Consider the following 12,332-nt stretch of genomic DNA (forward strand, 5'->3'; position numbering starts at 1 on the left):
CTCTGTTTTTACTTTCTTTTGTGACGACGCTTTTTATATTATCATAGATTATGACTTTTTAGCAATAGTATTTTAAAATAAATTTCAGTATTATTTTTAACGGTGTTTTTTCTTTGTCATTTTAATGATCTCAATCCATGCCACACGGTACAAACAAATCAATAAAGCAGGATAACATTGTCTCTTATGGACCGCTTAATATCAGCTTATTTTACTATGAAATTACCATGTAAGCGTCATATAAAAACTGGGATATCCAAACCTTAATAGAATGAATATCCCGAGATGTTTTTTTATACTATACGCCAAGGGTTTATAACAATGTTCGTCTGTGTACGGTCTGGACCGACAGAGAATGTTGCCAACGGTATTTGGGTCAGCTGAGACACACGCTCTACATAGTGACGTGCATTTTCAGGCAGTTCATCTAGTGAACGACAGCCGGTAATATCTTCTTTCCAACCAGGAAGTTCTTCATATACTGGTTCACACTTAGCCAGAATATTAAGGTTAGCTGGAATTTCTTTAATCACTTCACCATTATATTTATATGCAACACAAATTTTTACGGTTTCGATTCCTGAAAGGACATCGATTGAATTTAAAGAAAGGTCTGTAATTCCACTAACACGGCGGGCGTGGCGGACAACAACCGAATCAAACCAGCCTACACGGCGCGGTCTTCCTGTTGTTGTACCATATTCGCGTCCAACCTCACGGATTTGATGACCAATTTCATTTTCTAACTCTGTAGGGAAAGGACCATCTCCTACTCGGGACGTATAGGCCTTACAGACACCAACCACATGATTGATTTTTGTTGGTCCTACACCTGATCCAATAGCGACGCCGCCAGCAACTGGATTAGAAGATGTAACGAAAGGATACGTACCTTGGTCAATATCCAGCATCACACCCTGTGCACCTTCAAAAAGGACACGTTTTCCATCGTCAATTAAATCATTTAAGACAACAGACGTATCACAAACATATTTCTGTACCTGCTGACCGTAGTCGAAATATTCATCAAGAATATCTTCCAGCTTAAAGCCATCTGTTTCATAAATACGTTCAAGCAGAAGATTCTTTTCTTTAAGGTTATGAGCTAGTTTTTCTTCGAAGATTTCACGATCTAATAAATCGGCCATCCGAATCCCTGTACGAGCTGCTTTATCCATATAAGCAGGTCCGATTCCCTTTTTAGTCGTACCGATTTTATTTGCTCCCTTACTTTCTTCTTCTACTTCATCCAGTCTAATATGGTAAGGAAGAATAACATGCGCACGATTTGAAATTCGCAGATTATCTGTTGAAACTCCACGTTCATGTAAATAAGCAAGTTCTTTAACTAGCGCCTTCGGATCAACCACCATACCATTTCCAATTACACAAACTTTATCGCTATAGAAAATTCCAGAAGGAATTAAGTGCAGTTTATAGGTTTCACCATTAAATTTAATTGTATGTCCAGCGTTATTTCCGCCTTGATAACGTGCGATTGCTTCCGCGTTTTCTGATAAAAAGTCTGTAATTTTGCCTTTACCTTCGTCGCCCCACTGTGTTCCAACTACTACCACTGATGACATTTCAAAGCACCTCCACGGGTTTACGTACTCCCAGTTTACAAACCGGGTTCTTATCAAACAAAACTATTTTACCAATAAACACAGGTGTCAGTCAACCAAATAGACGAACAATATTCTCGTTTATATATTTGTTCGTTCGTGAATAATCTCTTTTTCTACTAGTTATACGATAGAAACTATAAAAAAATACACTCTTTCATAGTTGAAAGAGTGCCAAACTCATGCACCGGGAGGCATTGAGGAATCATCGAACCGCCGTTCAAGATTTACGAATTTATTATATTCTTTAACAAAAGCAAGCGAAACTGTACCAACGGGGCCGTTACGCTGTTTAGCGATAATAATTTCAATGATATCTTTGTTCTCAGATTCTTTATCGTAATAATCATCACGATATAGAAAGGCAACAATATCGGCATCCTGCTCAATACTTCCTGATTCACGGATATCAGACATCATAGGACGTTTGTCTTGACGCTGCTCTACACCGCGGGAAAGCTGAGAAAGAGCAATAACTGGAACCTGTAATTCCCTGGCCAGTGCCTTAAGAGACCGTGAAATCTCTGAAACTTCTTGTTGACGATTCTCGCCAGAACGGCCATTTCCTTGAATTAATTGAAGATAATCAATTAAGATCATCCCAAGACCTTGTTCTTGCTTTAAACGACGGCATTTCGACCGAATCTCTCCAATTCGAACACCTGGTGTATCATCAATATAAATTCCGGCATTAGACAGGCTTCCCATTGCCATGGTAAGTTTCCGCCAGTCTTCATCCGTTAATGAACCTGTCCGCAGGTTCTGAGCGTTAATGTTCCCCTCAGCGCACAGCATACGCATGACAAGCTGTTCAGCACCCATCTCAAGACTAAAGATAGCTACGTTTTCTTCGGTCTTTGTAGCCACGTTCTGAGCGATATTAAGCGCAAAGGCGGTTTTCCCTACTGATGGACGGGCAGCTACAATAATTAAATCGTTACGCTGAAATCCGGCTGTCATTCGATCTAGTTCCGTAAATCCTGTTGGAATTCCGGTCACATCACCTTTACGGTTGGTCAGAACTTCAATGTTATCGTAGGTGCGAACGAGTACATCCTTAATATTTTGAAATGCACCAGCATTTTTCCGCTGTGCAACCTCCATAATATTTTTTTCTGCTTCACCTAGCAGTTCTTCCACTTCATCCTCACGGCTGTATCCTTCTTGCGCAATATTAGTAGCCGTACGAATTAACCGTCTTAACAGTGATTTTTCTTCAACAATTCGTACATAATATTCCACATTGGCAGCAGTAGGCACGGATCCTGCCAGTTCACTTAAATAGGATACCCCGCCGATTTCTTCTAAATTCTTTGAAGCTGAAAGTTCTTCACTTACAGTAATTAAATCCACTGCTTTACCATGATCATTCAGCTTAAGCATTACCGTATAAATCTTTTGGTGGGAGCTGCGGTAAAAATCCTCAGGGATTAACACCTCTGACGTGACTGTCATGGAAGCAGGTTCTAAAAATATCGCGCCTAATACCGCTTGCTCAGCATCGATATTCTGCGGTGGTATCCGGTCTTGAAAAACCTCATTCATCTATTTGACCTCCTATTCTAGAGGGGTTCTCTCACTATGCTCTGCAAAGAAAAAATGTGAAAGGACCTAATGCCCGATCACATTTTTTATCTACTTCTATTTTAACAATTTTTCATAAATATGAAAGCACTAAAATTAGCTAATTTCTTTAACATGAACTGTTAATGTCGCTGAAACCTCTGGGTGAAGCTTAACAGCAACCTTTGTGTGACCAAGAGAACGAATTCCGTCATTTAATTCCATTTTACGTTTATCGAGTTTAATACCGTGTTTTTTTTGAAGTTCTGCTGCAATTTGCTTCGTTGTAATTGAACCAAAAAGACGGCCGCCTTCTCCTGCTTTTGCCTCTAACTCAACTGTAATCTTTTCTATTGTCTCTTTTAATTCTTTGGCTTGCTCTAATTCTTCAGCTGCTAAATTATTTTCTTTATTTTTTTGTGCTTCTAATGTTTTCACATTTGTATTACTAGCTTCGACCGCTAATCCTTGCTTTAACAGGAAGTTATGTGCATATCCGTCAGCAACATTTTTAACATCACCTTTTTTACCTTTACCTTTTACGTCTTTCAGAAAGATCACTTTCATTATGTTTGTCCTCCTTCTAAATATTCATCTATTGCTGCTTTTAATTTTAACTCTACTTCTTGAACAGTACCAGTCTGCTGTGTTGCCGCATTGGTTAAGTGACCACCGCCGTCTAGCATCTCCATAATGATTTGAACATTGATATCTCCTAATGACCGCGCACTGATGCCAACGACCTCTTCTGAGCGCAATGCAACAACAAAGGAGGCACTAACGCGATCCATAGTCAGGAGTGTATCTGCTGCCTGAGCAATCAGCACTTGGTCATGGATATCATTCGGTTGAGCAACAGCAATCGCAATTCCCTGTTTATAAAAGGACACCGATTCAATTAATCTCGACCGTTTAATATAGGTTTCGACATCTTCCTTCATAAACTTTTGAACGAGTACAGTGTCAGCTCCTCTTGCTCGTAAGTAGGAAGCCGCATCAAATGTCCTTGATCCGGTTCTAAGCGAGAAGCTCTTGGTATCGACAATAATCCCTGCTAATAGGGCAGTTGCTTCGAGCATGTCTAACTTGCCTCTTTTAGGCTGGTATTCAAGTAGTTCTGTTACTAATTCTGCTGTTGAAGATGCATATGGCTCCATATACACAAGCAGTGAATTATTAATAAACTCTTCTCCTCGACGATGGTGGTCAATTACGACTACTTTATCAATCCGGTTTAAGAGTCTTTCTTCAATTAACATAGATGGTTTATGCGTATCCACCACGACTAATAGGGTATCATCAGTAATCATTTCAGTGGCAGCATCTGGAGTAATGAAGCGCTCGTATAAATCAGGCTTATTTTTAATTTCATCCATAAGCCTGCGAACACTATTGTCAATTTCATTAACATTCACGACTATGTACCCTTCACGCTGATTCATTTGGGCTACCTTCAAAATTCCAATAGCAGAACCGATGGCATCCATATCAGGGAATTTATGACCCATCACGATTACCTTATCACTGTCTACCACGATATCTTTAAGTGCATGAGAGATGACGCGAGCCCGAACACGAGTCCGTTTTTCCATGGGGTTGGTTTTTCCTCCAAAGAATTTAACTTTACCATTTGCTTGTTTAATGGCCACTTGATCACCGCCGCGGCCAAGAGCCAAATCTAAACTTGATTGAGCAAGCGTTCCTAGTTCAGGAAGCATAGACACCCCTGATCCGACCCCAATGCTCAAAGTAAGCGGTACATCTTGTTTTGCTGTTTTTTCCCTGATTTCATCAAGGATTGAAAACTTCCCTTTTTCAAACTGATGCAGGATTGCTTCGTTGAATACGGCAATATACCGGTCTGACGATGTCCGTTTTAAAAAGGCACCGTTATCCTTTGCCCAATGATCAAGCAAAGATGTGACCATACTGTTAAGAGAGCTTTTTCGCTGATCATCCATTCCTTGTGTTAATTCATCATAATTATCGAGGAAAATAATCGCGATTGCTGTACGTTCGTTTTCATATTGCTTCTCAATTTCTACTTGCTCAGTGACATCAAAAAAGTACAACAGCTTTTCTTCCACTTTATGGATTACCTTGAATTTGCGATCATGCAGGGTAACCGTCTCGGTTTCTATATCCTGTTTAATTAACGGAACAATCATTTCAGCTACATCGTATAAAGACCGTCCAGCGAGTGAATCTTCATCAAAACAAGAAGCTAAGAATGGATTCGTCCATTCAATATACATATCATCATTAATAAGCATGATACCAATCGGCATTTCCAGCAGTGCTTCTTCACCGACTTTTTTTAGACGGTAGGACAAAGTAGAGATATACTCCTCCGTCTCACGATGATTACGTATCTCCGTTCGTAAGGCGAAAAAAAACATAATAGACAGCACAAGCAAACCGATAAGCGCAGTCCACCAATTATAATAAGCGAGCATGCCTACTAGCAGGACTGCAACACTTAAAAGCCCATAAAGCGGGAAAATCACCGCATTTTTTTAAAATAAGATGGCATAATTTCAGCTCCTAAAAGCACCTATAAATTAAGTCTCTTTACTCTTTCTTTTTCGCAATGCTTTGACGAAAAGGAAAACCTAAATCTATTATACCTAATATCCTAACTATAGACTGTACCATTGGTAAAATGAATGAACCAACAATCACCAAGTACGGAATGACCTTTGGCCATTTTTTTATGTGAGCAAAATAAAAAACCAATGAATAACCTTGAAGCAGGATAAGTATTTGCAAAATAAACATTAAATTGACGAGTGCTAGATACATGAAACTAGTTTTTTCTGGGTTCACAACTAACGTCAGGACCATAGTAAGTAAATAATACCATAAAAGACTTTTAGGCAGTTGTAGTTCTCTGAATAAAGGCCACTGGATTTTCATGGTGCTGAAGCGTTTAATAAATGGCTGTGAGACAAGGAAAAACAAAATTACGATTATTACTGAGGCAAGAACTAAGAGCGTTGGCAGCAATGTATTCATCATCTCAAACATATCGTTTACGGTTTCTAATCTTTCTTTCGAAATTGTCTGCCCAAAACTTTCTAGTATTTCGGTAGATTGAGCCATTGAAGCATCAGCAATGTCGAAGAACTTTTCGATAAGATTGACTTTAAGAATCCAAACAGCGCCTCCCAAAATCGCTAATATCACACCTAGGACGACTAATACCGTATTCACAAAAAGCATAATAAAAGGCTGCTCTCTTTTTAAACAATAACCTATTGTTATACCCATTAAACCCATTAGGAGTGTCAAGGGAATGGAAATTGCACCGAGTATTAGCGTTAATACACCGGCTATAAAAAGAAAGCCAAATGTCCAAGGTATACTATGCTTTATAGTCATTAAGATAAATGGAATGGGTAAAAAGAAAAATGAGACGCCTCCAACGAGAGGAAGATATAGCGTGATTAATAACAGGACACTGTAGAACGCAAGCAGCACTCCACCTTCTGTAATCTTTCTTCCACTGTTCAACTTTCCACGACCTCTCCACTATTCAACCAATCTGTAGTTAAATTGATTATCGTTACTTCTATTTTATCCTGTAAAACGTCTTCATTTCAATTATCCACTTCTTCTAGGAAACTCTATCTTCATTATTTCCCTTTTTAACTTGTTTATTGTATGTATTGGATGGAGGACTATAAAACTAGAAGGCTGTTCATAATAGATCATCAAATTGTTTAAATGAAGATGGAGTTTTTAAAGGTATTTAATAAAAAAAGCCCTGTAAGGCTCATAAGAGCAAACAGGACTTTAGTTAAATGACTTATTCACCAGTAACATATGGTAGTAATGCCATTGTACGTGAGCGTTTAATAGCAATCGTCAATTTACGTTGATATTTAGCGCTAGTACCCGTTACACGACGTGGTAAAATTTTACCGCGTTCTGAAACGAATTTTTTAAGAAGATCCACATCTTTGTAGTCGATGTGAGTAATTCCGTTTGATGTAAAGTAACAAACCTTTTTACGCTTACCGCGTCCTTTACGTCCACCCATTGCCATAATATATTTCCCTCCCTTATTTAAAAATGCCTAGTTTGTTCAATATCAAAATGGCAGATCATCATCAGAAATATCAATCGTTTTGCCATCATTCGCAAATGGATCGTCATCTACACGAGTGTAGTTGTTATTGCTGCGTTGATTCTGGTTAGTATTTTGACCTTGGCCTTGTCCAAATGGATTATCATAGCTGCTGCTGTTGCCGCCGCTGTTATTGCTCTTTTGATTACCATAAGAACTACTTTCCGTCCTATTGCCTCCGGTACTACCCTTTGGCTCTAAGAATTGAACACTTTCAGCTTGTACTTCAGTAATATACACCCGTTTACCATCTTGACCTTCAAAATTACGTGTTTGGATACGGCCGTCTACACCAGCTAAGCTTCCTTTTTTAAGGAAATTAGCGACGTTTTCTGCCGGTTTACGCCAAATTACACAATTGATGAAATCTGCTTCGCGTTCACCCTGCTGGTTCGTATAAGTACGATTAACCGCCAAAGTGAAGGTTGCCACAGGTACTCCATTAGGTGTATATCGTAATTCAGGATCTTTAGTTAAGCGACCTACTAAAACTACGCGATTCATCATAAGAATCCACCCCTAAGTTTTCCAAAATGGTTAGAAATGTTTATCTATTAAAATTATTTTTCGTCTTTTGTTATCATATGGCGGATAATGTCTTCACTGATTTTAGCTAAACGATCAAATTCTGATGTCGCAGTTGAATCAGCATTAACTCTTAGAAGCATGTAGTAGCCATCACGGAAATCATTGATTTCGTATGCTAAGCGGCGTTTACCCCACTCTTTTGCTTCAGTAAGTTCCGCACCATTATCAGTAAGGATTGTGTTGAAACGTTCAACTAACGCTTTTTTAGCGTCTTCCTCAATGTTTGGACGGATGATATACATAATTTCGTATTTTCTCATCTCTGTCACCTCCTTTTGGTCTAAGCGGCCCATTGGGCAAGGAGCAATTTTTATAATTACTCACAAGAATAAATTATAGCATAGTGATTAACATTATGCAATGAACTGTCCTAATTATCTCCAATGGTCTATAAATGATAAATCGATTTGTTTAATCAACAAAAAATAAGACCTCTGCTTATGGGCAGAGGTCTTATTTTTATACGTTGAACCGGAAATGAATAACGTCTCCATCTTGAACAATATATTCTTTACCTTCAAGACGTACTTTCCCAACTTCTTTAGCTGCACTGTGGCTTCCTGCAGCAAGCAGGTCCTCATAAGATACGATTTCAGCACGAATAAATCCGCGTTCAAAATCTGTATGGATGATCCCCGCACATTGAGGGGCTTTCATACCTTTACGGAATGTCCATGCACGAACCTCTTGTACACCAGCGGTAAAGTACGTAGCAAGGCCTAATAAATGATATGAAGCACGAATCAACTGATCCAGACCAGATTCTTCAATTCCTAACTCAGAAAGGAACATTTCTTTTTCTTCACCTTCGAGCTCAGCAATTTCTTCTTCGATCTTGGCACAAATGACGATAACTTCGGCATTTTCTTTCGCAGCATACTCTCGAACAATTTGTACATACTCATTGTTCGCTGCATCGCTTATTTCATCTTCACTTACATTGGCAACATATAACATGGGTTTAGCTGTTAAAAGATGCAAGCCCTTTACCACTTTAAGCTGTTCTTCGGTAAACTCTACTGCTCGGGCAGGTTTATCCGCTTCAAGTGCTTCTTTAATCATTACAAGCACTTCATGCTCAATCACTGCTTCTTTATCTTTTTGCTTCGCCAGTTTCCCAACACGATCAATACGCTTATCAACGGATTCTAAATCAGCAAGAATTAATTCAAGATTGATGACCTCAATATCATCAAGCGGATCCACTTTTCCAGATACATGTGTAATATTATCATCACTGAAACAACGAACAACCTGACAAATAGCATCTACTTGACGGATATGAGAAAGGAATTTATTGCCAAGTCCTTCACCCTGACTTGCACCTTTTACGATACCAGCAATATCTGTAAATTCAAAAGCCGTAGGAACTGTCTTTTTAGGTTGAACTAGTTCTGTTAACTTTTGAAGACGGTAATCAGGTACTTCTACGATTCCAACATTCGGATCAATCGTACAGAACGGATAGTTAGCTGATTCTGCACCAGCTTGGGTAATTGCATTAAATAAAGTAGATTTACCAACGTTTGGCAAACCAACGATTCCTGCAGTTAAAGCCATTTATTTTTCACTCCTCTGAATTATCTATCAAGATACAGCATTTTACATTCCGGAAATAGACATAAACCTTTCCCAATTATAGATTTTGCCTGTAGAAAAGTCTAGTCTCTACCTAAAGACACCATTGAGAATAAGCGTATCACTTAGAACCATAGAAAAAAGCATGGTCTATTCCTCATGCTTTTTCAAAACCTTTTTCATTTTTCGAGAAAACTCGCGCCTTGGCAGCATGACGCTATGACCACAGCCTTCGCATTTGATTCTAATATCCATACCTAACCGAATGATTTTCCATTGATTATCTCCACATGGATGCGGCTTCTTCATCTGAACAACGTCATTTAGTCCATATTCTTTCTCTTCCATGTCTCATCTACCTTTACCTATAGACTTTTAATTACCTGGATTCCATTCATGCTGATCTAAACAATCCTTTACTTCTTTCCGCAGCACTCTGCTGATAGACGACCCCTTATTGGGTAAGGTTTCTGCAGTAATCCTTAACACAATTTCGGTTGGACTTAGGGTTTCAATCCCAAGGATTTCAGGTGCCTTTACTAATTCATTATATTTATGAGGCAAGGTATCGAGCATCGCTGCAATTGCAGCTTCAGCTGACTTCACATTCCCGTCATACGGCAGCGTAACATCGACCACAGCGACACTATTCAACATTGAGTAATTGGTCACTTCTAGAATACTTCCATTTGGAATAACATGAAGCTGACCCGTCACATTTTTAATTTTGGTTGTTCGAAGACCAATTTCCAGGACTTCTCCCTCAAAATCTTTCACCTTAATATGATCGCCTACAGAGAATTGATCTTCTAAGATGATGAAAAACCCTGTAATAATATCCTTAACCAGACTCTGAGCTCCGAAACCAATCGCCAAACCAACGATTCCTGCTCCAGCCAGTAACCCTTTAATATCAAGTCCACACACTTCTAAAGCCATAATTAAGGCGATAAAATTAACGATATACGTAATAACATTTTGAATGAGCTTTAATAGCGTGGCTTCACGACGTTCTGATACCCTGATTGGACTTTTAGAGCGAACAAGAAAAAATTTAGAGATTACTGCCTTACTTAACCGAATAACTAATCTTGATAAGAAGAAAATGACAAATAACTTTAAAATACCTACACTAAGGTCCACCCATAAATCTTCATCGAAAAATTCCTTTTTTAATTTATCTGCAATATAATCCATTCAATCCACCTATTCTGCCTAAAAAAAATAAAAAAGTAGTGTAAAGCTATCTTAACAACAAATAATGGGTTTTTGTATAAAAAATATTTGGGTATATAAGTAAAACCATTAATAATCCTGCTGACTAATACTCCGCAGAAGTTCAATATTTTCTCCAACCTATAAGCACTTTACATTTTTTTGATATTTTCCCCGCAGCATGTATACCCTTTCCTATTTATCCGTATACTGTTAGTACTAGTTAAGAGGAGTGGAAGCGATGAATATAAAATCGAGTTTTTTTGATAATAAGAGCAGCTTGAGCAGAATCTTACATGAAGATCTTGACGCATCTAAACAAATATCCAAAGAATTGCTCTCATTGCTTCCTGTCCATCCAAGACCGATTGTCATCGCCTGTATCGGAACAGACCGCTCAACTGGAGATTCTCTCGGCCCTTTAGTAGGCACCCTGCTCAAAGAAAAAACATCTTCTTCTGAGTTTTTTGTTTACGGGACACTTGAAGATCCCATTCATGCTATGAATCTTAAAGAACGCTTGAACGATATCCAGCAAACTCATCTTAATCCCTTTATTATTGGCGTAGATGCCTGCTTAGGGAAAGTGAAAAGTGTAGGGATTGTCCAAGTCGGCGCGGGACCCGTAAAGCCAGGGGCCGGTGTAAATAAAGAATTACCAGCTGTCGGAGATGCCCATATTACCGGCATAGTCAATGTCAGCGGCTTTATGGAATTCATGGTTTTACAAAATACCAGGCTCAATCTTGTCTTGAAAATGGCAAAGACCATTGCAAATGGTATCTATTTTGCCGGCAGTCAAATTCATCAAAAACAAGCATTCCAACAATTCAATTGGACATTTGATCAGGAAAAAACACCGTAAGAAGGGGAATACTCTCCTTCTTTTTCTTTTGCAGACGACCTTACACAGGAATAGCAAAATAGTAGACGATTGAAACCAGTACGGCTGTAACTAAGAGACCCGGAAGCAAATTTGCCACTCTTATTTTAGTTAGTCCCAATAGGTTTAATCCGATAGCAAAAATCATGATGCCGCCGACTGCCGTCATTTCTTCTATAAATGAGTCCATTAATGCTGAAGGAACCCAATTGTTAATTTGGGTAGCAAATAACGCTATTGATCCCTGATAAATGACCACAGGAATAGAAGAAAAAATTACACCTATCCCTAGCGTACTAGCCAATATGGCGGACGTAAAGCCATCAATAATTGCCTTGGTATATAAAACATCATGGTCATTCCGAATGCCGCTGTCGAGAGATCCAATAACGGCCATCGCTCCAATGACAAAGATTAATGTTGCTGTGACAAAACCCTGCGAAATAGAGCTGTCATTCCGCTTCATTTTTCTATCGATCCAACTACCCATCATGTTCAGCTTTTCATCTAGATTCAACCATTCTCCTGCCGCTGCACCAATAACTAGACTGAGAATGACAATAAGATAGGATTTGCTGCTGAATCCCATTTGCAGTCCAAGAACAGTTACAGCCAACCCGATAGCGAACATAACACTTTCTTTCATTCGATCGGGAATATTTTTCAACAACCTTCCCGCCAATGTACCTCCAATGATACAAACTCCATTAACCAGTGTACCTAGCAGAACCACTTTCATTCCCCTCTTCTT

Annotated in this window: 13 protein-coding genes; 1 reads left to right on the forward strand and 12 read right to left on the reverse strand. The window is 38.9% G+C overall.

Translation table 11 applies throughout. From position 1 onward, the window contains the following. Positions 1 to 293: 293 nt before the first annotated feature. The 11 genes from WYK_RS11905 to WYK_RS11955 form a co-directional block, all read right to left on the reverse strand. Positions 294 to 1,586: an adenylosuccinate synthase gene (locus WYK_RS11905; protein WP_040374702.1), complete on the reverse strand. Its 1,293-nt coding sequence runs from the start codon at positions 1,584 to 1,586 to the stop codon at positions 294 to 296. A gap of 219 nt (positions 1,587 to 1,805) precedes the next feature. Next, positions 1,806 to 3,170 (reverse strand): replicative DNA helicase, encoded by a 1,365-nt coding sequence (gene dnaB, locus WYK_RS11910; protein WP_040374703.1) that lies wholly within the window; start codon positions 3,168 to 3,170, stop codon positions 1,806 to 1,808. A gap of 135 nt (positions 3,171 to 3,305) precedes the next feature. Next, entirely contained in the window at positions 3,306 to 3,755 is a 450-nt protein-coding gene (gene rplI / locus WYK_RS11915; RefSeq protein ID WP_040374704.1) for a 50S ribosomal protein L9, read from the reverse strand. After that, a complete protein-coding gene (locus WYK_RS11920; RefSeq protein ID WP_081704875.1) occupies positions 3,755 to 5,644 on the reverse strand; it encodes a DHH family phosphoesterase in 1,890 nt (629 codons plus the stop codon). Before WYK_RS11920 ends, rplI begins: the two co-directional genes overlap by 1 nt. Before the next feature lie 115 nt (positions 5,645 to 5,759). Further along, complete coding sequence (locus WYK_RS11925; RefSeq protein ID WP_040374705.1) at positions 5,760 to 6,701, reverse strand: YybS family protein; 942 nt, start codon at positions 6,699 to 6,701, stop codon at positions 5,760 to 5,762. A gap of 295 nt (positions 6,702 to 6,996) precedes the next feature. Then, positions 6,997 to 7,236, reverse strand: coding sequence for a 30S ribosomal protein S18 (gene rpsR / locus WYK_RS11930; protein ID WP_040374706.1), 240 nt, complete (start codon positions 7,234 to 7,236; stop codon positions 6,997 to 6,999). A 45-nt stretch (positions 7,237 to 7,281) separates the two neighbouring features. After that, complete coding sequence (gene ssb / locus WYK_RS11935; protein ID WP_040374707.1) at positions 7,282 to 7,824, reverse strand: single-stranded DNA-binding protein; 543 nt, start codon at positions 7,822 to 7,824, stop codon at positions 7,282 to 7,284. A gap of 53 nt (positions 7,825 to 7,877) precedes the next feature. Next, on the reverse strand, positions 7,878 to 8,165 hold the full coding sequence (gene rpsF, locus WYK_RS11940) for a 30S ribosomal protein S6 (RefSeq protein WP_040374708.1): 288 nt from the start codon (positions 8,163 to 8,165) through the stop codon (positions 7,878 to 7,880). A 199-nt stretch (positions 8,166 to 8,364) separates the two neighbouring features. After that, positions 8,365 to 9,465 (reverse strand): redox-regulated ATPase YchF, encoded by a 1,101-nt coding sequence (ychF, locus tag WYK_RS11945; protein WP_040374709.1) that lies wholly within the window; start codon positions 9,463 to 9,465, stop codon positions 8,365 to 8,367. Between the two features lie 168 nt (positions 9,466 to 9,633). Further along, the gene (locus tag WYK_RS11950) at positions 9,634 to 9,831 is read right to left on the reverse strand and encodes a DUF951 domain-containing protein (RefSeq protein WP_040374710.1); all 198 of its coding nucleotides are present in this window, start codon (positions 9,829 to 9,831) and stop codon (positions 9,634 to 9,636) included. Between the two features lie 27 nt (positions 9,832 to 9,858). Beyond that, on the reverse strand, positions 9,859 to 10,680 hold the full coding sequence (locus tag WYK_RS11955) for a mechanosensitive ion channel family protein (RefSeq protein WP_051387463.1): 822 nt from the start codon (positions 10,678 to 10,680) through the stop codon (positions 9,859 to 9,861). A 259-nt stretch (positions 10,681 to 10,939) separates the two neighbouring features. On the opposite strand from WYK_RS11955, the gene yyaC reads away from it, so the two are divergent. Beyond that, positions 10,940 to 11,563 carry a spore protease YyaC gene (gene yyaC / locus WYK_RS11960; RefSeq protein WP_040374711.1) on the forward strand — a complete coding sequence of 208 codons (624 nt, stop codon included), beginning with the start codon at positions 10,940 to 10,942 and terminating at the stop codon, positions 11,561 to 11,563. 40 nt (positions 11,564 to 11,603) lie between these two features. Here the strand turns inward: yyaC and WYK_RS11965 are convergent, their stop codons facing one another. Next, positions 11,604 to 12,314, reverse strand: a complete 711-nt coding sequence (locus tag WYK_RS11965) for a DUF554 domain-containing protein (protein WP_040374742.1) — start codon at positions 12,312 to 12,314, stop codon at positions 11,604 to 11,606. Between the last annotated feature and the right edge of the window lie 18 nt (positions 12,315 to 12,332).

The sequence above is a fragment of the Peribacillus psychrosaccharolyticus ATCC 23296 genome (assembly GCF_000305495.1).
Taxonomy (GTDB): domain Bacteria; phylum Bacillota; class Bacilli; order Bacillales; family DSM-1321; genus Peribacillus; species Peribacillus psychrosaccharolyticus.